The organism is Rhodoferax sp. (genome assembly GCF_030646845.1).
Taxonomy (GTDB): domain Bacteria; phylum Pseudomonadota; class Gammaproteobacteria; order Burkholderiales; family Burkholderiaceae_C; genus Rhodoferax.
Window position 1 is genome coordinate 59,104 of sequence record NZ_JAUSLE010000069.1, and the last position, 26,232, is coordinate 85,335.

Consider the following 26,232-nt stretch of genomic DNA (forward strand, 5'->3'; position numbering starts at 1 on the left):
TCCCCGAGGCAAAGCGAGCCGCCAGCGCCTACAATCTCTTTTGTCTGCAGTGCTCGCCGGGCTTTATATTTCCTTGAACCAATGCTCTTAGAGCCCGGGCTTGGAACATTGCTGGTCAAGCGTGACCATCTCGCGTCAGATGGACCCAATGTCCAGTTGACCTCGCCCACCTGAACCCCGGTTCAGGATGCCGGTCCGGTGGCACTTGCAGACACCTAATTCCTTCTCCCCCGGCCGCTATGACCTTTGAACCCCTGCTGATCATTCAACTCGCCCTGCTGGGCCTGGGCACCGGCTTTCTGGCGGGTCTGCTGGGCATTGGCGGAGGCATGATCATGGTGCCCTTCATCACCATCATCTTGTCCGGCCGTGGCGTCGATCCGGACCTGGCGGTAAAGATGGCGATAGCCACCTCGATGGCCACCATCATCTTCACGTCAGTGTCCAGCGTGCGCGCCCACCACAAACGCGGCCTGGTGCGCTGGGATCTGGTCAAGGGCCTGGCGCCAGGCATCGTTCTTGGCGGCGCTCTGGCCAGCATGGGTGTTTTTGCCCTGCTCAAGGGCTCGTGGCTGGCCCTGTTTTTTGCGGCCTTCGTGAGTTTCTCTGCCACCCAGATGTTCCTGGACAAGAAGCCCGCCCCGACGCGGCAGGTGCCTGGTACGGGTGGCCTCATCGGCGCGGGTGGTGTGATCGGTTTTCTGTCCGGACTGGTGGGTGCCGGTGGCGGCTTTGTGAGCGTGCCTTTCATGACCTGGTGCAACGTTGCCATACACAACGCGGTGGCCACCTCTGCGGCGCTCGGCTTTCCCATTGCGCTGGCCAACGTGGTTGGCTACGTCATCAGTGGCCAGGGTTTGCAGCACTTGCCACCCTACTCCTTCGGCTACATCTGGCTGCCCGCACTGGCCGTGATAGCGACCTGCAGCGTGCTGACCGCACCGCTGGGCGCGCGGGCGGCGCACCTGCTTCCGGTCAAACAACTCAAGCGCGTGTTTGCCAGCATTCTGTACCTGTTGGCCGCCTACATGCTGTACAAAGGTATTGTCAGTGCGTGAAGCCGGGCACCTGCAACCTGAGCGGCCTGCCGGAGTCTCGCAAGGCGACTAGCCTCGAGGCAGCGTCTGCATCAGCAGTTCAAACTCGTCTGCAGGCAAGCCGGGTGAGCACAGATAACCCTGAAAAGATTCGCAATCCAACGCGGCCAGGTAGTCTTTTTGCGCGATGGTTTCCACACCCTCTGCGACTACTTTCAGTTTGAGGCCGCGTGCCATGCCAATGGTTGCACTCACAATCGCGCGATCGCTCTCGTCTTCAGGCAAGCCCATCACAAATGATCGATCGATCTTGAGTTTGGAGATGGGAAATTTCTTCAGGTACGCCAGGCTGGAATAGCCGGTTCCGAAGTCATCGATGGACATGACCACGCCGAGATCGGCCAACGCATGCAGACGCTCAAGTGCCTCGTTGGCGTCCCGGACCAGAATGGACTCGGTCAACTCCAATTCCAGAAGCTGCGCAGCCAGACCCGAGCCCCGGAGCACGGCTGCGACGATCTCGACAAAATCAGATTGCTGAAACTGCAGTGCTGACACGTTAATCGACACCGTCACGGGCGTCCCGCGGTTTTGCCAGACCACCGCTTGCCGCACAGCCTCCTGCAGCACCCAATTGCCAATCGTGATGATGAAACCCGACTCTTCAGCCAATGGAATGAACAGTGCTGGCGATACATTGCCGAGTTCAGAGTCAGACCAGCGAATCAAGGCTTCGGCACCGAGCAACTCTCCCGTGGCCAGCGAAATCTGGGGCTGGTAATGCAACCGGAACAAGCCCTGTTCCATGGCCTGGCGCATGGCGTGATCCATCTTCATGCGGGACAGCAAATCGACGTTCATCTGCGGTTGATAGAAGCGAAAACTTCCGCGCCCGCGCTCCTTGACCAGGTACATCGCGGCGTCAGCACATCTGATCAGCTCATCCAGAGACTTTCCATCTTCCGGATACAGCGCGATGCCGATGCTGCAGCCTACGGAAAAACTCATGTCGTCGATCTGGAATGGTCGCCCGATGACTTCAAGGACCCGGCGCGCCAGCACCTCGGCACAGTGAGCATCAATCTCCTGCAAAAAGATGACGAACTCGTCGCCGCCAAGACGGCACAAGGTATCGACTTCACGCAGACAACGCTTGATGCGCTCCGCCACTTCCACCAGAACCCGATCGCCGAACGTGCGGCCCATCGAATCGTTAATATTTTTGAAACGGTCCAGGTCAAGATAGAAAACACCAAACTCGCTGCCGTTTCTCTCCGCCAGACGCAAGGAATAAGCCACCCGCTGAGACAGCAGCAGCCGGTTCGGCAAACCGGTCAATACATCGCTGTAAGCCAGTTGTTCAATACGTTTCTGGGCCGCCAGTTCTTCCGTCAGGTCTTTGAAGAAACAGATGGTGTGCAAAACATCGCCCTGATCGTCGCGCAACAGGACCCAGGAAACCTGGACGGCACAGGCTGCGCGATTTTCTCTCTTGAGCCAGAGCTGGCCGCGCCAAAATCCGTCGTCAGTGAGCTTCTGCGCCAGACGGGAAATGAACTCGGGGTCCTGCGGATCCTGGAACAAATCGTTGGGTGAAGCCCCTGTCAATTGCGCCTGGGGGCTTTCCGTCAGGCGTTCACACACAGGATTGACAGCAAGGATGACAAAGCCAGGGTCCGTGATGAAAATGGCATCCAGACTCGATTCAAAAACCTTCGCCGCCAGACGAAGCCTGGACTCGGCATCCATGCTCTGCGTGATATCGCGAAAGGAAAACACCCGCCCAGTGGGTTGACCTCTGCTGTACAGCGGTCGTGTCACCCGCTCCAGCATGCGTCCGGTGATCAGGACCAAGACATCGGAGGTCTCGACCAGGGGACTCTGGGCAATCTCAAGAAGACGCTTTTCGTAAGGCCCTGAATCAACCACAAGGCTGGCGAGATGGGTGTACAACGCCCTGTCATTTCGTTTCAACAACAGGTCTTCAGGCACCTCCCAGAGCGCGGCGAAATGGCGGTTGTAGTTCCGGATGTCGCCGTTCAGGTCAGTGACCAGAATGCCATCGGCTGTTGACTCCAGGGTGGCCCGCAGTTCTGCCAGCAGCCTTTCAAGCTCGTCCTCGGCGTGGCGCTGCTGACGCAAATCCCGCAGGGCGACCACATACACCGCGCGATCAGGTTCAGGCCAAACCCGACTGACACGGCGTTCTACCGGCACGGCAATCCCATCGGCACCACGCAACAGGGTCTGCGAGTGAATGCCAGCGATCAGACCCGCGGCGATATCTTCCCAAAAGAACTGGTCTTCCGGCGTCGCGGTCAACTCGATGGCCGGCTTGCCGACCAGATCATCAGACGCAAGACCGAGCAAGTCACCCGCCGCGCGATTGACAGCAAGGATGCGAAGACTTACCGGATCAACCAGCCAGACGGCCTCCAGCAAGCCTTCGAGGAGAGGGCCCCACTCAGGGGACTTCACAGCGCTTCCTGTGCAACCGACGGATCAATCGCCCTCTCGAAAAAGTAACAGATCCGCTGTCGGGGCGACAGGTAGTCCATGGCCGCCCTGGGCAGACTGGCGGGTTTGACGCTGCGGCGAATACCAACCGCGGGCGCCTGTTCGAGATCGAGAATCAGAGCCTCATGTTTTGAAACACCCGGCTCATACACGACAAGCCGGGGCTTTAAGGGCCGCGAGGAGTTGACCGACACCACGATGGCAAATCTCTCATCCACCAGTTGCACGATCGAACCCGGCGGATACACCCCCATCATGCGAATAAAGGCGCTGAGCGCCACGCTGTCAAAACGCGTTTTCAATTGGGCAAAGATGAGCGACAAAGCTTCATGTGGCGTGATGGCGGCAGCTGGTCGGCCCGGATTGCACAGGTTCTCATACCGATTTACCAACGCCAATATTTTGGCGGACATTGACAGACTGTCGCCCCTGAGGCGCGCGGGGAAACCGCTACCGTCAATCAATTCATGATGCTGGCCGATGGCCTGCAACGCCCCGGCAGTCAACTCCATGCGCTGCCCCAGCCTGACACTCTGCCCAACATGTTCCTGGTATAGCTTGTACTCAGCCGACGAGAAGTTTTCTTCCAGCCAGCGAACCCGGTCGGGCAATTCAGTTTTACCAATGTCATGCAGGAACGCCGCCATCCCCAGATCGACCATGTCTGACTGCGCCAGACCCAGGGACTTCCCCAGTAGCAGGGAAATAATTGTCACATTCACCGGATGCATGGAGGCCTTGTCCCCCATGCCGTCAGACAGCAGCCGAATGGCCGATTCACCGTCTCCCAAGATCTCGGAGACAAACCTGTTGACCATTCCAACACACTGCTCCATGGCCAGGCGGGGTTTTGTGTTGACCTGCTCCACGGTCAGCTTGTACTGGCGAATGGCCTCACCAAACCGGCGCTCACAGATGGCCATGCCGCGCTCCTGCGCGCTCAACAAATCGCTTCTCTGCTTTCGACGGCGAAGCTCCTCGGCTGCCGCGTTGGCCCGCTCCAGGTCAGCCCCACCGTTCAGGTCACGGCCCGGCTCGGGTTCGCCCGCCCCGGCAGCGGACGATCCTGGCGCGAGGTCGCTCTTTGCCGGCACATAACGAACGCGATCAAGACCAAGTCCCCGAATAATCTCAATCTGTTTGTCGGATGAGATTTTGAAACTCCCCTTGGGAAAAGGGTGCGACATCCAGCCCAGTTCAAGCTCGATGAACATGCCGATTCGCAATTGGCTGAGATCAATAAGTTCGGAGAGAGATTCGTTCATACGTCTTTGAATGGAGAAGCCCAGCCTACCATGACCCCGATGGTATTTGCCGCAGGAACTCCCATGCAATTGCGTTCATATCAAGGTGACCCGGCCGTGCAATCGGGCAACAAGACGCCGTGACTCCAACCAAGCTGGGCGAACCGGAGTGTGTGCCTGGGCACAACCTTGCCTGTCGGCGAGGCGATGTCAACAGCGGGATTCACGATGGCGGTGCGGATGTCAGGCATTGGTCTTCAAGAATATCATCGCTATTTTCGCAGAGGTGCCCTATGGTGAACTTACATTACTGGCCCACGCCCAATGGCTGGAAAGTCTCCATCATGCTGGAGGAATGTGGCTTGCCGTACAGGCTGGTGCCGGTCAACATCGGCAAGGGAGAGCAGTTCACGCAAGAGTTCATGGCGATCAGTCCCAACAACCGGATGCCCGCCATCGTGGACGACGACCCTGCCGGCGGCGGCGAGCCGATTCCGGTATTTGAGAGCGGCGCCATTCTGATTTACCTCGCCGAGAAGACGGGCCTGTTCATGCCAGCCGATGTGCGCAATCGAAACCAGGTCCTGCAGTGGTTGATGTGGCAAATGGGAGGACTTGGTCCCATGGCCGGACAAAATGGTCACTTCCTGCTGTACGCCCCGGAGAAAATTCCCTACGCTATTGACCGATATGGCAGGGAAGTGAACCGGTTGTACGGGGTACTCAATGACCAGCTCGGGCGAACAGACGCGTTCGTGGCGGGACCCGAATACTCTATCGCCGATATGGCCATCTTTCCATGGATACGAACCCACAAAGCACAGAACGTGTCGCTCGACGACTTTCCTCACGTGCAACGTTGGTACAACGCACTGTTCCAGCGTCCCGCCCTCAAGCGCGGGCTGGATCTGGGCAAGGAACTGCGCGCTGGCACGATGACTGAAGAAGCCCGCAAGGCGCTTTTTGGCCAGACGGCACAAAGCGTGCGCGATGGTGATCACAGACTCACTTGAAAGCCATTGACCATGATTGAATTCTTCTTTGACTGCTCCAGTCCCTGGACCTATATCGCCTTTCACAACATCCAGCCAATCGCGGCCGGGTTGAATGAACCCATTCGCTGGCGACCCGTGCTGGTAGGCGGCATTTTCAATAGCGTGAACCCCAGCGTCTATGCGATGCGTGACAACCCGGTTCCCGCAAAAATGAGCTACATGCTCAAGGACCTGCAGGACTGGGCGAAAGACGCCGGCCTGAAGATCGTCATGCCACCCAAGGTGTTCCCGGTCAACAGCGTCAAGGCCATGCGTGGCTGCATCTGGCTGGAGTCACAAGACAAACTGCTGCCTTTTGCCACCGCTGTATTTGAGGCCTACTGGTCGCGCGAGGAAGACATTTCACAAGACGCGGTGCTGACAAGAATTTGCGAGCAGGTGGGCGTGGATGCAAGTGAATTTTTGACCGGCATTGCACAGCCCGGGATCAAGGACCAACTCAAGGCCAATACCGAAGAAGTCATCCGTCGTGGGGGGTTTGGTTCGCCGACGATATACCTTGGAGATGATATGTATTTTGGCAATGACCGGCTGCCTCTGGTGAAGGCCGCCATACTGCGAACGCGCGTTCCGCATTGATTGATTTTCCAATGGAAAAAAGCCTCAAGGAATCAATTTCCTTAAAGGCTTTTCTCTTTGGTTCTGGTCGGTGTGAAAGGATTCGAACCTTCGACCCCTTGCACCCCATGCAAGTGCGCTACCAGGCTGCGCCACACACCGATCTAGTCGATTATTATAACCCTTGGATACTCTGAATTCAGCGCCCTAGTGACAGGAGTTCACGAATTTCAAACAGTTCACGCCGCACCAACTCCAGGCGCTCTGAATCGCTGTCGGCCGTCGAGTCGAACTGGCTGTCTTTGAAGTCACTATCTCTAAAGTCAATCATCTCGGAATCGCTGAATTCAATGACCTCAACCCCATCGAGGAGCACCTCACCGTTGTGCTTTTTGTCGCGTTCGGCCTGCAGTATTTCCTGCATTTTGTTGCGGGCGCCGCTGATGGTGAATCCCTGGTCGTAGAGCAGGTCGCGGATTCGGCGGATCATCAGCACTTCATGATGCTGGTAGTAGCGGCGATTGCCGCGCCGCTTCATCGGGCGCAGTTGCGTGAATTCCTGCTCCCAATACCGTAGCACGTGAGGTTTGACGCCGCATAGATCGCCGACTTCACCGATGGTGAAATAGCGTTTTGCAGGTATGGCAGGGAGGGCTTTCTCCATTGAAATCAATGCTGTAGGAGAGAAAGCTTCAAGATTACTCTAAGTTGCCACCGTGTGTAAAGCCACGATTCACTCCTGAGCATCAAATAGCCCAAAGCCGGTACTAAAGCACCGAAACCGTGCGACCTTCGTCCTGAATTTGTTCCTTGAGTTTGTGGCTAGCATGAAAGGTCACTACCCGGCGAGCCTGAATAGGGATAGCTTCGCCGGTTCGAGGGTTACGCCCCGGTCGCGGTGCCTTGGTACGGATCTGGAAGTTGCCAAAGCCTGAGATCTTGACATCGTCCCCGTCGACCAGGCTGTCAGACACCAGGTCAAAGAACGCGTCAATCATGTCCTTGGATTCGCGTTTGTTGAGGCCAATTTGCTCAAACAGCAGTTCAGCCAGTTGGGCTTTGGTCAGCGCAGGGGTTTCCAGGCTTTCAACTGATATGTCCATTCAGTCCTCGTTTCTTGTTTGGGAGACCGTTACGCTTCAGGTACGCTGACGGGCACCCAGCGTGGCCACCAGCGCATTCACCACGGCTTGCACCGCCGTATCGATTTGCTCTTCGGTCAAGGTGGCGTCGTCGCTGTTGAGCGTCAGGCGCACCGCCATGCTCTTTTCATGGCTTGGCACGGCCACACCATCCGGGTCTTTCGCTGGTTTGGGACGATAGAGGTCAAACAGGTTGGCGTCGCGCAGCAGCCCGGCCGTGGGGGCAGCCCACACGGCAGACATCAAAGCCGCATGGGTGACCGACTCGCTCACCATCACGGCGATATCACGCTCAACGGCCTGATGCTTCGCGACGGTCTCGAATACGGGCACCTCGCGCCGCTGCACTGCGTCAAGCTCCAGCTCAAACATGACGGGCGCCTGCGCCAGGTCATAGGCCTGACGCCATCGGGGATGCAACTCCCCGACAAAACCAATCGACACGCCACCCAGCACGACGCTGGCACAGCGCCCTGGGTGCATGGCGGGATGCTCGGCGGGCGCAAAGACGGGCTTGCGTGGCGCCAGCAATGCCTCGACATCGCCTTTGATATCGAAGAAATCAGCGCCCTGCTCTTTGCGCCCCCACTGCAGCGCATCGGCACTACCGCATACCATGCCCGCAACGCGCATCGGCTGATGGAAGCCTTCAACGGTCGCGTCGGTATTTTTGACGGTGGCATCACGCAAGAACACGCGACCCAGTTCAAATACGCGCACGCGCTGGGCTTTGCGATCGAGGTTGAACTTCAACACCTGCAGCAGCGAGCCAAGCAAAGACGAGCGCATCACGCTCATCTGGCTTGCTATGGGGTTGAGCAGCTTGATAGGGTTGGGGTTGCCCGCAAGTTCGTGCTCCCAGCGCTCTTCAACAAAACTGAAGTTGATGGTCTCTTGATAACCTAGCGCAGCGATCACACGACGCACAGCGAAGGGACTGCGCTGCGCCTCGGGCCGGGTTTTGGCGGTGATGGGCGCCAGGGGCGGTGTCTGCGGCAGATTGTCATAACCCACCATGCGGGCCACCTCTTCGATGAGGTCTTCTTCAATCTGCAGGTCAAAGCGGTATGACGGCGGGGCCACGGTGAGGGTGCCATCGCCCTGTGTGACCGGCAACCCGAGCCGCGTCAGCGCGTCGACGCATCGCGCCTGCGTCAGAGACATGCCGATGACCTTGCTGGCACGCGCCACGCGCAGGGTGACTGCAGGGGCAGCAGGCATATTCACCTGCAGGTCGTTGATGGGGCCACATGCCGTGTTGGCCGTGCCACAAATGTCAATGATCAACTGTGTGATGCGTTCAATGTGCTCCACGGTCTGGCTCGGATCCACGCCACGCTCAAACCGGTGACCCGCATCGGTGGAGAAGTTGAAGCGCCGTGACCGGCCGGCGATGGCCTTGGGCCACCAGAAGGCAGCCTCCACATAGACGTGCAGCGTGTCATCCGAAACCGCCGTCGCGTCCCCGCCCATGATGCCCGCAAGGGACTCCACCTGGGCTTCGTCTGCAATCACACCAACCTTGTCGTCCACCGTGACGGTGTTGCCATTGAGCAGCTTGAGTTGTTCACCCGGCCTGCCCCAGCGCACCTCCAGGCCACCATGGATTTTGTCCAGATCAAAAATATGGGATGGGCGCCCAAGTTCGAACATCACGTAGTTGGAGATATCCACCAGCGCCGTGACACTGCGCTGGCCGCAGCGGGCCAGCCGGTCCACCATCCACTGCGGCGTGCTGGCCCGGGGGTTGACGTGGCGCACGATGCGGCCAGAGAAACGCCCGCACAGATCTGGCGCGCTGACCGTCACCGGCAATGCATCTGCGCTGCCGACGCTGACTGCGGGGAAGCTGGGAGCCTTCAAAGGTGCGCCGGTCAAGGCCGCCACTTCACGCGCCACGCCGAACACGCTCAGACAATGCGCCAGATTTGGCGTGAGCTTGAGGGTGAACAGCGTATCGTCCAGATTCAGGTGCTCGCGAATGCTTTGTCCCAGCGGCGCGTCAAGGCCAAGCTCCAGGAGGCCCCCATGGTCTTCCGACAGCTTCAGTTCGCGGGCCGAGCACAACATGCCTTGGCTCTCGACGCCACGCAGTTTTCCGACCTTGATCAAAAAAGGTTTTCCGTCATCGCCAGGCGGTAACTCGGCGCCGACCAAGGCAACCGGTACTTTGATGCCAACCCGGGCGTTGGGAGCGCCACACACGATATCGAGCAGAGCAGGGTCGCCCACATCCACCTTGCACACGCGCAGGCGATCCGCATTGGGGTGCTGCACCGCCTCCTTGATTTCACCGACAACGATTTTTGTGAAAGGCGGGGCCACGGGCTTGAGTTCTTCAACTTCAAGACCCGCCATCGTCAGCGTCTCAGCAAGTTGATCCGTAGACAGGGGTGGGTTACAGAATTCACGCAACCAGGATTCAGGGAATTGCATAGTCAGCTTTTCTAATCAGTTTGTTTTCATTGGAATTGCGACAGAAAGCGGATATCGCCGTCAAAAAACAAACGCAAGTCGTTCACCCCGTAGCGCAACATGGTGAGCCGGTCCGGCCCCATGCCAAAAGCAAAGCCGATGTATTTCTCGGGGTCCAGCCCCATGTTCCGAACCACGTTCGGATGCACCTGACCAGAGCCGGCCACTTCCAGCCAGCGGCCGGCCAGCGGGCCGCTCGGGAACTGGATGTCGATTTCGGCGCTCGGCTCGGTGAATGGGAAAAAGCTCGGACGGAACCGCAGCACAAGATCATCGTTCTCGAAGAACGTGCGACAGAAGTCAGTGAAGACGACCTTCAAGTCCTTGAAGCTCATGTTCTCGCCGATCCAGAGCCCCTCGCATTGGTGGAACATGGGCGAATGCGTGGCGTCGCTGTCGACCCGATAGGTGCGGCCAGGAACGATGACCCGGATCTCAGGCATGGCGCCACCGCTGTCAATCAATGCACGGTGCTTCTTGACGTGCTGCACCGCATGACGTACCTGCACCGGACTGGTGTGCGTGCGCAGCAGGTAGCCCCCTTCGACGTAGAAGGTGTCGTGCATCGAACGTGCAGGATGGTCCTCTGGCGTATTCAAGGCAGTGAAGTTGAACCAGTCGGCCTCGATCTCCGGGCCCTCGGCCACATCGAAACCCATTGAACCAAAAATGGCCTCGATACGCTCAAGCGTCAGTGAGACGGGGTGCAAACCGCCCTGCCCGCGCTGGCGGCCTGGCAGGGTGACGTCCAGGGCTTCTGCCTGAAGTTGCACCTGCAATTCGGCATCGGCGAGGGCTTGGCGACGACCATTCAAGGCCGCTTCAATGGCTTGCTTGGCGATATTGATGGCAGCACCGCGTGACTTCTTTTCATCAACGGGCAGGGCGGCCATGCCCTTCATCAACTCAGTGATGCGGCCAGATTTGCCGAGAAACATTGCTTTGGCGTTTTCCAGGGCGGCGGGTGTGCTGGCCTGCTCAAAGGCTGCCTTGGCGCTGTCAACGACGACGTTCAACTCGTTCATATATTCTCTTGTAGTTCCGACATAACCCGAGTACAGGTCAGTCCTCTCTGAAACTGCGTTTTCAATGAAAAAGGGCTAGCGCTTTTTCAAGCTCTAGCCCTTGTTTCTAGTGCATGGAACGCTATTCAAAGAATAGCGAGCTGCCGTGAACTCAAGCAGCCAGCTTGGCCTTCACCTGCTCCACGATGCCGGCAAATGCGGCCATGTCATGCACAGCGATGTCCGACAGCACTTTGCGGTCGATCTCGATGTTCGCTTTCTTCAGACCGTTGGCGAACTGGCTGTATGTCATGCCGCACTGGCGCGCAGCGGCATTGATACGGGCGATCCACAACTGACGGAAGACACGTTTTTTGGTACGACGGTCACGGTAGGCATATTGCCCAGCCTTCATTACCGCTTCTTTGGCGACGCGGTAAACATTACCGCGGCGACCGCGAAAACCTTTTGCAAGGGCTAAAACTTTTTTATGGCGGGCGCGAGCCGTTACACCACGTTTGACGCGAGGCATGTGATTACTCCTTGTTCGTCGTTAATTAAATACCACGGCCGGGCAACATCTGTGCCATGTGACCCATATTGGTCTCATGAACAGCTGCGGAACCGCGCAATTGGCGTTTATTTTTGGTGGTCTTCTTGGTCAGAATGTGACGTTTGAAGGCTTGACCGCGTTTGACGGTGCCACCTGGACGGACGCGGAAGCGTTTCTTCGCCGCGCTCTTGGTCTTCATTTTGGGCATATTCATGCTCCTTCTTCATTGTGCTCGTGAGGCGTCTGCAAACTATTTGCAGCCTTGTTGGCCCCGAGCCACTTTTAGTGGCGCTTGTTAGCTCGCCACTTGCGTGGTGAGTATTACCTCACCACTTCCCACCGTGCACCGGTTACGAAAACCAATGCACGACAAAAAATTTTTAAGATGCCACGGCAGGTGCCGCGTCTGCGGCCGGCTTCGCAGCAATCTTCTTCTTGCCAGGCGCGATCATCATGATCATCTGGCGCCCCTCGAGCTTGGGAAACTGCTCAATCACAATCAAATCACCCAACTCACTCCGAATGCGATTCAGCAAAGCCATCCCGATTTCCTGGTGCGTAATTTCTCGCCCCCGAAACCGCAGCGTGATCTTGCACTTGTCACCTTCAGCCAAGAAACGCTTGATGTTGCGCATCTTGATGTTGTAGTCGCCGTCATCAGTCCCTGGCCGGAACTTGATTTCCTTGATCTCGATAACCGTCTGCTTGGCCTTCGCTTCCGCCGCCTTCTTTTGCTCCTGGTACTTGAACTTGCCGTAATCCATCAAACGACAGACCGGCGGAACCGCCGTGGCAGAAATTTCAACCAGGTCAACATCCAACTCACCGGCCATACGCAGGGCCTCGGTGAGACTAACGACGCCAAGTGGCTCGTTCTCAACTCCAGAGAGTCGAACATCCGGAGCCATGATTTCCCGGTTCAGGCGGTGTTTGCGTTCTTCGCGGTGACGGCGGTCACGAAATTCAGTAGCGATGGCTTAATCCTTCACAAATTCTGCTACGAAAAACGTAGCTAAAACCACTGTGTACGCGCTAGCAAACTGCAATCCTGCTTGATATCAGCTTAGATAACAGACTTGTGAGTGATGTCGTCTGAAATTTTCTGCACGAATGCATCAAGGGACATCACACCAAGGTCTTGACCACCTCGGGCGCGCACTGCAACGGTACCTGCTGCCTTCTCTTTATCGCCCACGACAAGGATATAAGGCAGCTTCTGCATTGAATGCTCGCGTATTTTATACGTAATTTTCTCGTTGCGCAGATCGGTCACAACCCTAAGCTCTTGATTTGGCAATGATTTCTTCAATTTCTCGACGATTTCGCGACAATAATCCGCCTGTGCATCAGTGATATTCAGCACCGCAACTTGCACCGGGGCCAGCCAGGCGGGCAATGCGCCTGCGCTTTCTTCAATCAAAATCCCGATAAAACGCTCCAGACTGCCCACGATCGCACGATGCAGCATGACCGGGCGGTGGCGGGCGCCGTCTTCTCCTACATATTCGGCATCCAGCCGCTCGGGCATCGAGAAATCGACCTGGATCGTGCCACATTGCCAATGGCGGCCGATCGCATCTTTGAGTGTGTATTCGATCTTGGGGCCATAAAAAGCGCCCTCGCCCGGGGAAATTTCGTACTCGCATCCGGATGCGCGCAGGCTTTCAATCAATGCAGCTTCTGCCTTGTCCCATACTTCATCCGAGCCGATACGCTGCTCAGGACGGGTGGCGATCTTGTAGATGATGTTCTTGAAACCAAAGTCGGTATAGACCTTCTGCAACAGGGCGGTGTAATCGACGCACTCCTGAAGAATCTGATCTTCAGTACAAAAAATATGGCCATCATCCTGCGTGAAACCACGCACCCGCATGATGCCGTGCAGCCCGCCCGAAGGCTCATTGCGGTGGCACTGGCCAAACTCGCCGTAGCGTAGCGGCAGGTCACGGTAGCTCTTGATGCCCTGCTTGAAGATCAGGATGTGACCCGGACAATTCATCGGCTTGAGGGCGTATTCACGTTTTTCCGACTCGGTCGTGAACATGTTCTCGCGGTACTTGTCCCAATGGCCTGTCTTCTCCCACAGCGTCTTGTCGATGACTTGCGGGCCTTTGACCTCCTGGTAACCGTTATCGCGGTAGACCTGGCGCATGTACTGCTCAACCCCCTGCCAGAGCGTCCAGCCCTTGGGGTGCCAGAACACCAGTCCGGGCGCATGGTCGTCGATATGAAACAGGTCGAGTTCGCGCCCGAGTTTGCGGTGATCGCGCTTCTCGGCTTCTTCGAGCATCGTCAAGTGCTGCTGCAATTCGTCCTTCGTGGCCCAGGCCGTGCCGTAGATGCGCTGCAGCATTTCGTTGCGATGATCGCCGCGCCAATACGCTCCGGCAAGTTTCATCAGCTTGAAAAACTTGAGCTTGCCAGTGCTGGGCACATGCGGCCCGCGGCACAAGTCTTCGAACTTGCCTTCGCGGTAAAGCGAGACATCTTCGTTCGCAGGAATGCTGGCAATGATCTCGGCCTTGTAGTGCTCGCCCAAGCCTTTGAAATAAGCCACGGCCTCGTCGCGAGGCAGTACACGCCGTGTCACTGGCTCATCTTTGGCAGCCAATTCGACCATCTTCTTTTCGATGGCAATCAAGTCTTCAGGCGTAAAGGGACGCTTGTACGAAAAATCGTAGAAAAAGCCGTGCTCAATCACCGGGCCAATCGTCACCTGGGCGTCCGGGAACAATTCTTTGACGGCGTAAGCCAGCAAGTGGGCTGTCGAGTGCCGAATGACTTCCAGACCATCCGCATCCTTTGCCGTGATGATGGACAGAGGACTATCGGCCTCAATCAGGTAACTGGTGTCAACCACCTTGCCGTCAACCTTGCCTGCCAGCGCCGCCTTTGCCAGTCCCGTGCCAATGGAGGCCGCCACTTCGGCCACCGTCACTGGACCAGCGAAATCGCGTTTGGAGCCGTCAGGAAGTGTGATTTGAATCATGATGAAAAACCAGAAAATGGGGGGAGCAAAACAAAAAGCGCGGAATCTGCCGCGCTTTACTATTAATTCCATAGCTACCAGCGCACAAGGCGCGCGGGCTAGCGGTCTATAAGCTGCATAAACTTGGTCATTGTAGTTCGCGGTGTCATAACCAGAATGCCTTTCTCGCTCTTGTTATCTCAGTCGATCGCCGAGTTTAACAAAAAGGGCCTGTGCCACCCCTTACAGAATGGCACAGGCCCTCTTGTGATCAGCCTCGCGGCTTAGTGGAACTGCTCTTCTTCGGTGGAGCCGGTCAGCGCGGTCACGCTGGACTTGCCACCCTGAATCACGGTGGTCACTTCGTCGAAGTAACCGGTGCCCACTTCCTGCTGGTGCGACACGAAAGTGTAGCCACGGTCACGGGCTGCAAATTCAGGCTCTTGCACCTTCTCGACGTAGGCCGACATGCCGCGCTTGACGTAGTCTTGTGCCAAGTCGAACATGTTGTACCACATGGAGTGGATACCGGCCAAGGTGATGAACTGGTACTTGTAACCCATGGCACCGAGTTCGCGCTGGAACTTGGCGATGGTCGCGTCGTCCAGGTTTTTCTTCCAGTTGAAGGAAGGCGAGCAGTTGTAAGCCAACATCTTGCCAGGGTGTTTGGCGTGCACGGCGTCGGCAAACTTCTTGGCAAATTCGAGGTCAGGCGTACCGGTTTCGCACCACACTAGATCAGCATACTCAGCGTAAGCGACGGCGCGGGAGATGGCTTGGTCCATACCCTTCTTGGTCTTGTAGAAGCCTTCAGCGGTGCGCTCACCAGTCAGGAATGGCTTGTCGTTTTCGTCGTAGTCGCTGGTCAACAGATCAGCCGCTTCGGCATCGGTACGGGCGATCACCAACGTAGGCACGCCGCAAACGTCGGCAGCCATGCGGGCTGCAACCAGTTTCTGGATGGCTTCGGCAGTTGGCACCAACACTTTGCCGCCCATGTGGCCGCATTTCTTGACCGAAGCCAATTGGTCTTCCCAATGCACGCCAGCTGCGCCAGCCTTGATCATGGCCTTCATCAATTCAAACGCGTTCAACACGCCACCGAAACCGGCTTCTGCGTCGGCCACGATGGGCGCGAAGTTGTCGATGTAACCCTTGTCGCCAGCGTCAATGCCTTTGGAGTGCTGAATTTCATCGGCACGGCGGAAGGTGTTGTTGATGCGCTCCACCACGGTCGGCACCGAGTCCACTGGGTACAGGGACTGGTCGGGGTACATGGAAGCATAGGAATTATTGTCAGCAGCGACTTGCCAGCCGGACAGGTAGATGGCCTTGACGCCAGCTTTGACCTGCTGCATGGCTTGGCCACCGGTCAACGCGCCCAGGCAATTGACGTAGGGCTCGGTGTTCACCAGATTCCAGAGCTTTTCAGCGCCGCGGCGGGCCAGGGTGTGCTCAATGGGGAAGGAACCGCGCAGGCGCACGACGTCAGCAGCGCTGTAACCGCGTTTGATGCCTTTCCAGCGGGGGTTGGTGGCCCAGTCTTTTTCCAGGGCGGCGATTTGTTGCTCGCGGCTCAATTGTTCGGTGACAGTCTTCGGCATGAGATCACTCCTTAAGTTGATAAAACAGTCTGCACCGGTCGCTGTTCAAGATCGGTGTCGATGGGTTGATTCTAAGTCTTCTATAAGACTTATTTTAAATCTTATGTCTTATAGAAGACATAAATTAAATTAAATAAAATCAATGACTTACAGATTTCAGTTCGCAATGTGAAAACATATTTTTCACTTTGAGAAAAAATGCCGCGATGCAGCAATCAAATTTTTTACAAAATGAAATTTCGTTTCCGTCATGTGAAAAATGACCCCGTAGCTCTTCGGCAGAAGATCACATCTCAGACCGGACTGTCGATTCGTATCCAGGTGGTTTTGGTTTCGGTGTATTTGTCAAAAGCATGGAGCGACTTGTCGCGCCCGATGCCGCTCTGCCGGAAGCCACCAAATGGCACCGTGATGTCGTCTTCGTCATACTGATTGACATGTACCGTTCCGGCTCGCAAGGCGCGTGCAACACCGTGCGCCTTGTTGATGTCGCGCGTCCAAACGGCCGCCTGCAGCCCGTACACGCTTTGGTTGGACTGGCGGACCACATCGGAGGCGTCGGTAAACGAAAGCACAGAAAGAACCGGGCCAAAAATCTCTTCCCGTGCAATCGTCATGTCATTGCGTACGCCGTCAAAAATGGTGGGCTGAACGTAGTACCCCCCCGTCTCCTGCAGCGCTTGCTCACCGCCGGCCAGCAACCTGGCGCCTTCGCTCATGCCGCTCTCGATGTAGCGCAACACGGTGTTCATCTGCGTTTGATCGACGATCGCGCCCATGATGGTGGCCTTGTCCAGCGGATTGCCTGGCGCATAGGCGGGCACGAGCTTCAGCGCTTTCTCCAGGAATTGCTCCTTGATGCTCTCCTCCACAAAAAGCCGCGAGGGGGCGTTGCAGCTTTCTCCCTGGTTGAAGAAAATACTGCCCACGGCGGCCTCCACCGCTTTGTCCAGGTTCGGACAATCGGCAAAAACAATGTTGGGAGACTTGCCGCCGAGTTCGGTCCACGCTCGCTTGAGGTTGCTTTGTCCCGCCATCACGTGGATCTGCTTGCCCACCCGGGTGGAGCCGGTGAAAGCAATGCAGTCCACATCCATGTGCAGCGCCAAAGGCGAACCCGCCTCCGGGCCATAGCCTGTCACCACATTGAACACGCCGGGTGGAATACCCGCTTCCAGTGCCAGATCAGCCATGCGCAACGCAGTCAACGGTGATTTCTCGCTGGGCTTGAGCACCACCGAGTTGCCCGCGGCCAGGGCGGGCGCAATCTTCCACGATGCCATGATCATCGGGTAGTTCCACGGCACGATCACGCCCACCACACCGACAGGCCCGCGTGTGATGAGCGCCAGCGCCGTGCTGGCCGTCGGGGCGATTTCGTCATAAATCTTGTCCACCGCCTCTCCGTACCACCGGATGCAATTCGCCGCGCTGTTGACATCGACGGCGCGGGCGTACTTGACGGGCTTGCCCATGTCCAGCGTTTCGGTGAGCGCCAACTCGTCCCCATGGGCCAGCAACAAGTCAGCAAAACGGATCATGATGCGCTTGCGCTGCGCCGGAGCAAGGCCACACCAGCGTCGGTCTTCAAACGCGTCCCGTGCCGCAGCAACGGCAGCATTCACGTCGGCCTCGCCGCACCGCGCCACCGTCGTCAACAGGCGTCCATCCACGGGGGAAATGCAGTCAAAGGCCTCGCCGCTTACGGCGTGAACCCGCTTGCCATTGATGAGTGAGCGACCGTCAAACTGCAATTTTTGGGGGGCATCTTCGTTCTTCATTCATGGCTCCACTACAGACTCGAAAAACTTGACAAAATCAGGCGCCGGCGCTCCTGAACGCCGCCGACATCTCTTGCGCACGTCTGCGCTGCGCACGCGCGATCCAGACACTTGCAAAGACCACCACAATGCTGACAACAGCAACAGTCAGGGTCGCCACCGTGTTGACACTGGGACTCAGCCCCAGGCGGGCACGACTGAAAATAGTGATTGGCATGGTGGTGGAACCCGGCCCCGACAGGAAAGAAGAGAGCACCACATCGTCCAGCGACAAGGTGAATGTCAAAAGCCAGGCCGAACCGATGGCTTGCGAAATCACCGGCAGCGTCACCAGAAAGAACACTTGCCACGGGCGGCAGCCCAAGTCTTGTGCCGCCTCTTCCAGTTGGGGATTCATCTCCTGCAGCCGCGACTGCACCACCACAGTGGCATACGCCATGCCCAGCAAGGTATGGCCGAACCAGATCGTCATCAGGCCACGATCCGGGAAGCCAAAGGTGCGCTGGACCGACACCAGCATCAGCAGCAAGGACAAGCCGATGATCACCTCCGGCATGACGAGCGGCGAATTAACCATGCCGACGAAGAGCGTTCGGCCGGGAAAGCGCTTGAACCGGGTCAGGGCCAACGCGGCCAAGGTGCCGAGAACCACCGACGCACAGGCCGTCAGGAACGCAATCCCCAGCGACAGCTTGAAGCCGGCAATGATCTCGACGTCGTCGGCCAGAGCTTCATACCAGCGCAACGACCACCCTCCCCAACTCGTGACCATTGGACTGCTATTGAAGCTGAGCAGAATAAGCGTCAGGATAGGAAGATAGAGGAAAACAAAGACCGCACCCAGCCATATCCTCGACGTCACCCGACCGGCATTGACCTTCATGGGCGCCCTCCTGCTGAGTTTTCAGCCTGGTACTTGTTGAACAGGGCGAGCGGAACAATGATGAGCAAAACCATGACCACGGCCACCGTGGCGGCCATGGGCCAGTCGTTGTTGCTGAAAAACTCATCCCACAAGACACGGCCAATCATCAGGGTCTGCGGCCCCCCCAGCAATTCTGGAATCACGAACTCTCCCACACAGGGGATGAATACCAGCATCGAACCGGCCACAATCCCGCTCCTGGAAAGAGGGACCGTAATCCGCCAGAACGCCTGCCACGGCGTGGCACCGAGATCCTGCGCTGCCTCCAGCAATCGCAAGTCCATTTTGACGAGATTGGCATACAAAGGGAGAATCATGAATGGGAGATAGGTGTACACCATCCCCAGGACCAGAGAGAACGGTGTGTTCATCATCTTGACGGGCTCCGAAATCAGACCCAGCCAGATCGCCAAATTATTGAAAACGCCGTTGTCGGCCAACAGCATCTTCCATGCGTACACACGTAGCAGGAAAGATGTCCAGAACGGCAACATCACCAGCATGAGCAAGGCCGGGCGCCTGTCCGCCGGACTTCGTGCCATGAAGTAGGCGAAAGGATAAGCAATCAGAAGGCAAATCCCGGTGGTAATGCCCGCGAACTTCAGTGAGCTGAGGTAGGTTTCAAGGTAGAGGTCGTCCAGGGCAATATAAATGTAGTTACCGAGCTTGATGTTGATCTGGAGGACGCCATCGACCCAAACAAACAGGTCTTTGAACACCACGTTGTCCATTTCGGACACGCTGATCTTGAAGACAACCAGGAACGGCAACAAGAAGAAGACGAGAAGGAACACCAGCGGAATGCCAATTACGGCTTGTCGGCCCCACGCTCCCGTGAGCTTGTCGCGCAGAGAGGGCACTGGCGAAGCGGACGCGGTCATGGCGCTTTCACCTTGTCAAAACCACGACATCACTGCCGTACCACCACACATGCACATGATCGCCCCATGTGAGATGGGTGGCATCGTGCCTGGCATCATTGGTATGCGTCACATTGACGACGCTGGTGCCACCGTCAATCTGAACGTGATAGGTGGTGAGACTGCCCAGGTAGGCCAAGTCCTTGATGACCCCCTGCACCATGTTGAAGCCGACTTGTTCCGGTGACTCCTGCTCGTCACTGCGGGGAGGCCCCGGCTGAATGCTCATTTTTTCGGGGCGCACAGCGACATGTACCGACATGCCACTTGTCCCTGTGATGCCGTGGCTCACGTAATGCCGGCATTCGGGTGAGGTAATGATGACGTGATCAGGTTCATCCACATCAACCGTACCCTGGAACAAATTGACACTGCCGATAAAGTCAGCGACAAAGCGGCAGTTCGGTGTTTCATAGATCTCGGGCGGCTTCCCGATTTGCAGAATCTTGCCTTCACTCATCACGCCGATTCGCGTGGCCATCGTCATGGCCTCTTCCTGATCGTGCGTCACCATGACGCAGGTCACACCCACCTGCTCGATGATGTCCACCAATTCAAGCTGGGTTCTCTTGCGCAGCTTCGCGTCCAGCGCAGCGAGCGGTTCGTCAAGCAACAACAACTGAGGGCGCTTGGCCAGACTGCGCGCCAGTGCCACCCGCTGCTGCTGTCCACCCGAGAGCTGATGTGGCTTGCGTTTCGCATAGGGCTTCAGTTGTACCAGCGCCAGCATTTGTTCAACGCGCGCTTCAATTTCCGCCTTGGGCAGGTGATCCCGTCTCAAGCCGAACGCAATGTTGTCCCACACGCTGAGATGGGGGAACAGCGCATAGTTCTGGAACATCATGTTGACCGGGCGCTCGTACGGCGCGAGTCCGACAACATCCCGACCGGCCAACATGATCTGGCCACTCGTCGGCACCTCAAATCCCGCCAGCATGCGCAGCAGCGTGGACTTGCCACAGCCGGAGGAGCCCAGCAATGCAAAAATCTCACCCTGCTGGATGTCCAGGGAAACGTCGTCCACGGCAAACACATCATCGAATTTCTTGACGACGCGTTTGATCTGCAGAAACGGCGCTGCAACCTGCGGTCCATTGCCTTCTGTATGCATGTCCATCAACCTGTCTTCCAATGCAATGTCCAACTCATTACCCCGGCAAATGAATCAACCAAATTAAAAAAGCAGGAATGGTAACTCCCTGCGGCGGCCTCTACCCCTCCCCCGCTTGGCCGACAACTGCGCCGACGGGAGCCCGGTTGTCAGCAAGTCGCTGGTGCGCTGAGGCCTGGCCGCTGGGGATGGATGGCATCGGCCGCTCTTTTCAATAGTCCTTCCGGTCCGCGCACGACCCGGCAATCAGACATGGAGCAAAAGGTGCTCACGCTCCCAGGGTGAAATCACTTTCATGAACTCATCAAATTCAAGTTCCTTGATTTCGGAGTACACCGTGATGAACTCCTTGCCCAGCACCTCATGCAGGTCCGACTCGCGGCGCAGCCAGTCCAGCGCCTCGCCCAGACTGCGCGGAAGCGAATAGGGAGACAGATAGGCATCCCCCTTCATCTCAGCCTTCGGCTTGATCTTGTTCTTGAGGCCCAGATAGCCGCACGCCAGGGTCATGGCCAGTGCCACATAGGGATTGGCGTCGGCACCAATCACCCGGTTTTCCACACGCCGCGCCTCCGGCGATGAAATCGGCGAGCGGATACCGACAGTTCGGTTGTCATAGCCCCATTCAATGTTGATCGGGGCCGCCGTGTTGCGGGACAAACGACGGTAGCTGTTGACGTAGGGCGCCACCAGCACCATGGCCGCTGGAATGTACCGCTGCAAGCCGCCGATGTAGTGCATGAATGCATCAGACGGCGAACCATCGTCATTGCTGAAGATATTCTTGCCGGTCGCCATGTTCAGAATGCTCTGGTGCACGTGCATCGCGCTGCCGGGCTCCGACGCAATCGGCTTCGCCATGAACGTGGCGTACATGTCGTGACGCAGCGCAGCCTCACGCACCGTGCGCTTGAAAAAGAACACCTCGTCGGCCAGCCCCAGAGGTTCGGCATGGAAGAAGTTGATTTCCATCTGGCCCGCGCCGACCTCGTGAATCAGGGTGTCGACATTGAGCTCCATCTTGTCGCTGTAGTCGTAAATATCCTCAAACAGCGGATCAAACTCATTCACTGCGTCAATGCTGTAGGCCTGACGCGAGGTCTCCGCACGACCGCTGCGGCCGACGGGGGCACGCAACAAGGTGTTCGGGTCGGTGTTGCGCGCCGTCAGGTAGAACTCGAGTTCCGGCGCCACGATCGGCTGCAGGCCGTCGGCAGCAAACAGCTCACACACCCGGCGCAGCACAGACCGGGGCGCAAACGGAACGAGGTTGCCCTGATGGTCAAAACAGTCGTGAATCACCTGGGCCGTCGGATCGGTGGCCCAGGGCACGATGCGCACGGTGGACGGATCGGGGCGCAACTGCATGTCCTTGTCGGTGGGATCAATCACGTCGTAATAGGGCCCGCTCTCAGGAAACTCCCCCGTGACACCCATGGCCACCACGGCCTGCGGCAGGCGCATGCCGCGGTCTTCCGTGAACTTGCCCCGTGGCAAGATTTTCCCGCGTGCGACGCCGGTCAAATCGGGAACCAGGCACTCCACCTCAGTGACACGACGCTGATTGAGCCATTGTTCCAGATCGTTGAAGTTCATTGTCTTCTTGTCGTTCATCAAATGCTCCTGGCTGCGGTTGCCACAACATGATCACAATCTGGCCGCCACGTCGCGCTACGTGTCAGCCGACGCGCTGCGGGTTTCCCATCTGCCTCTCCATATCCTTTGCACCATTGTGCTCGTGCAATCAGTTTACTGTGAGCACCCGCGACGCCACGGTGGCCATCAGGCATGATGCGGGGCTTCGACAATTTCCCAAGGCATGCGACTGCCGTGGCTTCGCATCCCGACTTCATGCACAACCCACCCAACCGCCTTGCGGCCTATTTGCTTCTTGCGCTCAGCATGTCGCTGGTCGGAAGCTACGTTGCCCTGTCAAAGCCCCTGGTGGCGACCCTGCCGGTCTTTCTGCTGGCCTGGATGCGCTTTGGCATCGGTGGTCTCGCCATGCCGCACTGGCTGATCAAGCCCGCCGATGAACCACCGATGACCCCGGCGACCCGCCGACTGGTGTTTCTGGAGTCCCTGCTGGGAAATTTCCTGTTTTCCATCTGCATGCTGTACGGGGTGAGCATGACCAGCGCGATCTCGGCGGGTGTGATCATGGCGTCGATTCCGGCGGCGGTGGCCTTGATGAGCTGGTTCTTCCTGCGCGAGCGCATCGGCCTTCGGGTCTGGGCCGCGATCGCCTGCGCCGCGTTCGGCATCGGATTGTTTTCGCTATCAAAATCGGAGCTATCCGCGCAATACGGACAAGGGCTGGATGCCAATTTGACTTCGAAAAACGTGCTGATAGGCAGCCTGCTGGTTTTTGGCGCAGTACTGTGCGAAGCCGCGTATGCCGTGATCGGAAAGAAGCTGACGGGCGTGCTCACGCCCAAGCGGATCACTTCGCTGATCAATTTGTGGGGATTCATGTTGATGACGCCTCTGGGCCTCTACATGGCCGTCGACTTCGACTTCCGTGCGGTGACGGCCGGCACCTGGCTGCTGCTGGTCTTCTACGCGCTGGCGGCCAGCGTTTGGACCGTGTGGCTTTGGATGACGGGGCTGAAGACCGTGCCCGCAGCCAAGGCCGGGGTGTTCACCGTGATGCTGCCGATCTCCGCCGCGCTGGTCGGCGTGTTTGCCCTCGGCGAAACACTGCGTGGCGTGCAGCTGCTGGCTTTCGGCATCGCATTGCTGGGGGTCGTGCTGGCCACCCTGCCGGCCCGCACCCGCTCCACGCCAGCGAAGCTCAAATGAGACGGCTCGCGCCAATCACCATGCCGTCTTCATCCGCATAAAGCCAGTCGCCGGGACGAACCCAGACGCCCTGGACCTGGACCGCAAGTTCCTTCTGCCCTTCGTTGCGCTTCTCGGTTGGCAGCGGCATGCTCGCCAGGGCACGAATACCCACATCCAGCGCGGCGAGCTCGGCGACGTCGCGCACACAGCCGTCAATCACAACGCCGGCCCATCCGTTTTTGGCCGCAGCGGCGCCGAGATTGCCGCCCAGCAAGGCCCGGCGCAGCGACCCACCACCATCGATCACCAGCACTTTGCCCACTCGACCCGCAGGCGTGTCATCAAAGCCCGCCGAATCAACCGCCGCCTTGACCAGCGTGTTGTCCTCGAAGCACTTGACGGTCACGACAGGCCCACAGAATTTTCGCACCCCACCGAAGTCGCGAAACACGGGAGGCATGACCCGAAAGTCAGCCGAGGAGTCGTTTTTGTGCGCATCGCACAGGTCACATGTGGCAAATGAGGGAGGCATGGTCAGGTTCCTTGTGTAGACAAAATTGTAGAGCTTCAGATCGGACCCGCGCTACACCCGGATTGGTGAAATATCGTGTCGCGGCGCGGTGTTAATCGGGACATGTGCTTCACTGCATGAACACTTTGCTGCGCACACAGAAGGTCTCATTCAGTGTCCAGAGGGAGAAGGCGCTTAACTCGCCAATGAAAAAAACAACACGCCCCAATGAAATAAACGCATTTTCCCTATGAAACACACAAATTCTCCAGTAGCATCCGCTCTGCCAGTGAAGAAGCAGTTTTTCTCTGGTGATTAATCAACTTCTAGAAGGACAATAAATCATGGCAACTGCAAAGAAAGCTCCGGCAAAGAAAGCTGCACCCGCAAAAAAAGCAGCACCGGCTAAAAAGGCTGCGCCCGCAAAGGCAGCAGCACCCGCCAAGAAAGTAGCCGCCAAGGCACCGGCCAAAAAGGCAGCACCAGCTAAAAAAGCTGCGCCCGCCAAGAAAGCTGCTCCAGCGAAAAAAGTAGCTGCGAAAAAAGCGCCCGCCAAAAAGCGGACCGCCAATGCAGCGTTCATGAAAGCCTTGACGCCCAGCTCCGCGCTGGCGGCCATCGTCGGTGCGGGCCCACTGCCACGTACAGAGGTGGTGAAGCAACTGTGGACTTACATCAAAAAGAACAAGCTGCAAGACGCGGTCAACAAGCGCATGATCAATGCCGACGCCAAGCTGAAGGAAGTCTTCAACAAGGCACAGGTGTCCATGTTCGAGATGGCTGGCCTGATTGGCAAACACCTCAAGTAATCAGCGACTGCTGCATACTTGAAAGGCCGACGCAAGTCGGCCTTTTTTTTGTTTCATCACCAGCACCTGGGGGCCAGTACCACACGAGGGTTTATCCGAGGCAAATAGCTCGCCGTTCCGACCTCAAGCTCTACCGTGGCTTGCTAAAATTTGGTGCATTCCTGACTGTCAGGTCAGGATTTCCATGTCTTCAAAAGACACTTCGAGCTTCGTCCTTCACCTCAAACAATGCTGCGTTTTCTGTTGACCCGCTTCAGCCTGATCATTCCGACTTTTATCGGCATGACGCTGGTCGCATTCTTTTTGATTCGCATGGTGCCGGGTGACCCGATCGAAACCCTTGCGGGTGAACGCGGAATTGACGCTGCAAGACACGCCGCCTTGCTCAAGGAGTACGGACTAGACCAGCCCGTGCTGGTGCAATACGGCATTTACATCGGTCGCGTGCTGCAAGGTGACTTGGGGAAATCCATCATCACCCATGAGCCGGTGCTGACCGAGTTCATGGCGCTTTTTCCCGCGACCATTGAATTGGCACTCTGCGCGATTCTCTTTGCTCTTCTGCTTGGCATACCGGCCGGCATTCTTGCCGCGGTGAAACGAAATTCGGTGCTGGACCACGGCGTCATGGGGGTTTCGCTCACTGGCTATTCCATGCCCATCTTCTGGTGGGGACTGCTTCTGATTCTGTTTTTTTCCGTCCAGTTGGACTTGACGCCGGTCTCGGGGAGGATCGCCGTCAGGTATTTCATTGAACCTGTCACCGGTTTTTTGTTGATCGACACCCTGCTGGCAGGCGACAAAGGTGCCTTCTGGTCGGCCCTCACCCACCTTATCTTGCCTACCATTGTGCTGGGCACCAATCCGCTGGCCGTCATTGCACGCATGACGCGCTCGGCCATGCTCGAAGTGCTGGGCGAAGACTACATCCGTACCGCACGTGCCAAAGGCCTGGGGAACCTGCGGGTGGTCGCACTGCATGCCTTTCGCAACGCGCTTATCCCCGTGGTAACGGTCATCGGTTTGCAGGTCGGCGTGCTGTTTACAGGCGCCATACTCACCGAAACCATCTTCTCCTGGCCCGGCGTTGGCAAGTGGCTGATTGAGGCCATTGGCCGACGCGACTATCCCGTGTTGCAGGGCGGCATGCTGCTGCTGGGCGTCATCGTGATGACGGTCAATCTGCTGGTGGACGTGACGTACGGCATCATCAACCCGCGCATAAGGCACTAGC

23 protein-coding genes, 1 tRNA gene and 1 other RNA gene are annotated in these 26,232 nt (G+C 57.4%); 7 read left to right on the plus strand and 18 right to left on the minus strand.

Features of this window, described 5'->3' with window-relative positions; translation table 11 throughout:
• Positions 1 to 38 precede the first annotated feature (38 nt).
• A non-coding RNA gene (gene ssrS, locus Q7T10_RS17370) (6S RNA) lies at positions 39 to 218 on the plus strand.
• Between the two features lie 21 nt (positions 219 to 239).
• Positions 240 to 1,058, plus strand: coding sequence for a sulfite exporter TauE/SafE family protein (locus Q7T10_RS17375; protein WP_304750647.1), 819 nt, complete (start codon positions 240 to 242; stop codon positions 1,056 to 1,058).
• A gap of 48 nt (positions 1,059 to 1,106) precedes the next feature.
• Here the strand turns inward: Q7T10_RS17375 and Q7T10_RS17380 are convergent, their stop codons facing one another.
• Both Q7T10_RS17380 and Q7T10_RS17385 read right to left on the minus strand, forming a co-directional pair.
• Positions 1,107 to 3,515 carry an EAL domain-containing protein gene (locus Q7T10_RS17380; protein ID WP_304750649.1) on the minus strand — a complete coding sequence of 803 codons (2,409 nt, stop codon included), beginning with the start codon at positions 3,513 to 3,515 and terminating at the stop codon, positions 1,107 to 1,109.
• Positions 3,512 to 4,819, minus strand: coding sequence for an HD-GYP domain-containing protein (locus Q7T10_RS17385; RefSeq protein WP_304750651.1), 1,308 nt, complete (start codon positions 4,817 to 4,819; stop codon positions 3,512 to 3,514). Before Q7T10_RS17385 ends, Q7T10_RS17380 begins: the two co-directional genes overlap by 4 nt.
• Positions 4,820 to 5,091: 272 nt before the next feature.
• Between Q7T10_RS17385 and Q7T10_RS17390 the strand changes: the two genes are divergently transcribed.
• Together Q7T10_RS17390 and Q7T10_RS17395 are read left to right on the plus strand one after the other, a co-directional pair.
• Entirely contained in the window at positions 5,092 to 5,811 is a 720-nt protein-coding gene (locus Q7T10_RS17390; protein WP_304750653.1) for a glutathione binding-like protein, read from the plus strand.
• Between the two features lie 12 nt (positions 5,812 to 5,823).
• On the plus strand, positions 5,824 to 6,432 hold the full coding sequence (locus Q7T10_RS17395; RefSeq protein WP_304750655.1) for a 2-hydroxychromene-2-carboxylate isomerase: 609 nt from the start codon (positions 5,824 to 5,826) through the stop codon (positions 6,430 to 6,432).
• Between the two features lie 64 nt (positions 6,433 to 6,496).
• On the opposite strand, the gene Q7T10_RS17400 is transcribed toward Q7T10_RS17395, so the two are convergent.
• The 15 genes from Q7T10_RS17400 to Q7T10_RS17470 form a co-directional block, all read right to left on the minus strand.
• Positions 6,497 to 6,573: transfer RNA gene (locus tag Q7T10_RS17400), tRNA-Pro, on the minus strand.
• A gap of 37 nt (positions 6,574 to 6,610) precedes the next feature.
• Positions 6,611 to 7,075, minus strand: a complete 465-nt coding sequence (locus Q7T10_RS17405) for a MerR family transcriptional regulator (RefSeq protein ID WP_304750657.1) — start codon at positions 7,073 to 7,075, stop codon at positions 6,611 to 6,613.
• A gap of 103 nt (positions 7,076 to 7,178) precedes the next feature.
• The gene (locus tag Q7T10_RS17410) at positions 7,179 to 7,514 is read right to left on the minus strand and encodes an integration host factor subunit alpha (RefSeq protein WP_304750659.1); all 336 of its coding nucleotides are present in this window, start codon (positions 7,512 to 7,514) and stop codon (positions 7,179 to 7,181) included.
• Between the two features lie 36 nt (positions 7,515 to 7,550).
• Positions 7,551 to 9,989: a phenylalanine--tRNA ligase subunit beta gene (pheT, locus tag Q7T10_RS17415; protein ID WP_304750661.1), complete on the minus strand. Its 2,439-nt coding sequence runs from the start codon at positions 9,987 to 9,989 to the stop codon at positions 7,551 to 7,553.
• 26 nt (positions 9,990 to 10,015) lie between these two features.
• Positions 10,016 to 11,053: a phenylalanine--tRNA ligase subunit alpha gene (locus Q7T10_RS17420; protein ID WP_304750663.1), complete on the minus strand. Its 1,038-nt coding sequence runs from the start codon at positions 11,051 to 11,053 to the stop codon at positions 10,016 to 10,018.
• A 151-nt stretch (positions 11,054 to 11,204) separates the two neighbouring features.
• On the minus strand, positions 11,205 to 11,564 hold the full coding sequence (gene rplT / locus Q7T10_RS17425; RefSeq protein WP_114968774.1) for a 50S ribosomal protein L20: 360 nt from the start codon (positions 11,562 to 11,564) through the stop codon (positions 11,205 to 11,207).
• Positions 11,565 to 11,589: 25 nt separating this feature from the next.
• Positions 11,590 to 11,793: a 50S ribosomal protein L35 gene (gene rpmI, locus Q7T10_RS17430; protein WP_304750666.1), complete on the minus strand. Its 204-nt coding sequence runs from the start codon at positions 11,791 to 11,793 to the stop codon at positions 11,590 to 11,592.
• Positions 11,794 to 11,965: 172 nt separating this feature from the next.
• Complete coding sequence (infC, locus tag Q7T10_RS17435) at positions 11,966 to 12,559, minus strand: translation initiation factor IF-3 (protein ID WP_304750823.1); 594 nt, start codon at positions 12,557 to 12,559, stop codon at positions 11,966 to 11,968.
• Between the two features lie 89 nt (positions 12,560 to 12,648).
• The gene (thrS, locus tag Q7T10_RS17440) at positions 12,649 to 14,574 is read right to left on the minus strand and encodes a threonine--tRNA ligase (protein WP_304750668.1); all 1,926 of its coding nucleotides are present in this window, start codon (positions 14,572 to 14,574) and stop codon (positions 12,649 to 12,651) included.
• Positions 14,575 to 14,837: 263 nt separating this feature from the next.
• The gene (aceA, locus tag Q7T10_RS17445; protein WP_304750670.1) at positions 14,838 to 16,157 is read right to left on the minus strand and encodes an isocitrate lyase; all 1,320 of its coding nucleotides are present in this window, start codon (positions 16,155 to 16,157) and stop codon (positions 14,838 to 14,840) included.
• A 293-nt stretch (positions 16,158 to 16,450) separates the two neighbouring features.
• Positions 16,451 to 17,938 carry an aldehyde dehydrogenase gene (locus Q7T10_RS17450; protein WP_304750672.1) on the minus strand — a complete coding sequence of 496 codons (1,488 nt, stop codon included), beginning with the start codon at positions 17,936 to 17,938 and terminating at the stop codon, positions 16,451 to 16,453.
• Positions 17,939 to 17,975: 37 nt separating this feature from the next.
• Positions 17,976 to 18,821, minus strand: coding sequence for an ABC transporter permease (locus tag Q7T10_RS17455; protein WP_304750674.1), 846 nt, complete (start codon positions 18,819 to 18,821; stop codon positions 17,976 to 17,978).
• Positions 18,818 to 19,744, minus strand: coding sequence for an ABC transporter permease (locus Q7T10_RS17460; RefSeq protein ID WP_304750676.1), 927 nt, complete (start codon positions 19,742 to 19,744; stop codon positions 18,818 to 18,820). Before Q7T10_RS17460 ends, Q7T10_RS17455 begins: the two co-directional genes overlap by 4 nt.
• A gap of 7 nt (positions 19,745 to 19,751) precedes the next feature.
• Positions 19,752 to 20,894, minus strand: coding sequence for an ABC transporter ATP-binding protein (locus Q7T10_RS17465; protein ID WP_370653790.1), 1,143 nt, complete (start codon positions 20,892 to 20,894; stop codon positions 19,752 to 19,754).
• A gap of 246 nt (positions 20,895 to 21,140) precedes the next feature.
• Positions 21,141 to 22,508 carry a glutamine synthetase family protein gene (locus Q7T10_RS17470; protein ID WP_304750680.1) on the minus strand — a complete coding sequence of 456 codons (1,368 nt, stop codon included), beginning with the start codon at positions 22,506 to 22,508 and terminating at the stop codon, positions 21,141 to 21,143.
• 237 nt (positions 22,509 to 22,745) lie between these two features.
• On the opposite strand from Q7T10_RS17470, the gene Q7T10_RS17475 reads away from it, so the two are divergent.
• On the plus strand, positions 22,746 to 23,696 hold the full coding sequence (locus tag Q7T10_RS17475; protein ID WP_304750825.1) for a DMT family transporter: 951 nt from the start codon (positions 22,746 to 22,748) through the stop codon (positions 23,694 to 23,696).
• On the opposite strand, the gene rraA is transcribed toward Q7T10_RS17475, so the two are convergent.
• Positions 23,689 to 24,210, minus strand: coding sequence for a ribonuclease E activity regulator RraA (rraA, locus tag Q7T10_RS17480; protein WP_304750682.1), 522 nt, complete (start codon positions 24,208 to 24,210; stop codon positions 23,689 to 23,691). The two genes, Q7T10_RS17475 and rraA, sit on opposite strands and share 8 nt — an antisense overlap.
• A gap of 323 nt (positions 24,211 to 24,533) precedes the next feature.
• Here rraA and Q7T10_RS17485 point away from each other — a divergent pair, with 323 nt between their 5' ends.
• Together Q7T10_RS17485 and Q7T10_RS17490 are read left to right on the plus strand one after the other, a co-directional pair.
• Positions 24,534 to 24,998 carry an SWIB/MDM2 domain-containing protein gene (locus Q7T10_RS17485; protein WP_304750684.1) on the plus strand — a complete coding sequence of 155 codons (465 nt, stop codon included), beginning with the start codon at positions 24,534 to 24,536 and terminating at the stop codon, positions 24,996 to 24,998.
• A gap of 228 nt (positions 24,999 to 25,226) precedes the next feature.
• On the plus strand, positions 25,227 to 26,231 hold the full coding sequence (locus Q7T10_RS17490) for an ABC transporter permease subunit (RefSeq protein ID WP_304750686.1): 1,005 nt from the start codon (positions 25,227 to 25,229) through the stop codon (positions 26,229 to 26,231).
• Position 26,232 lies beyond the last annotated feature (1 nt).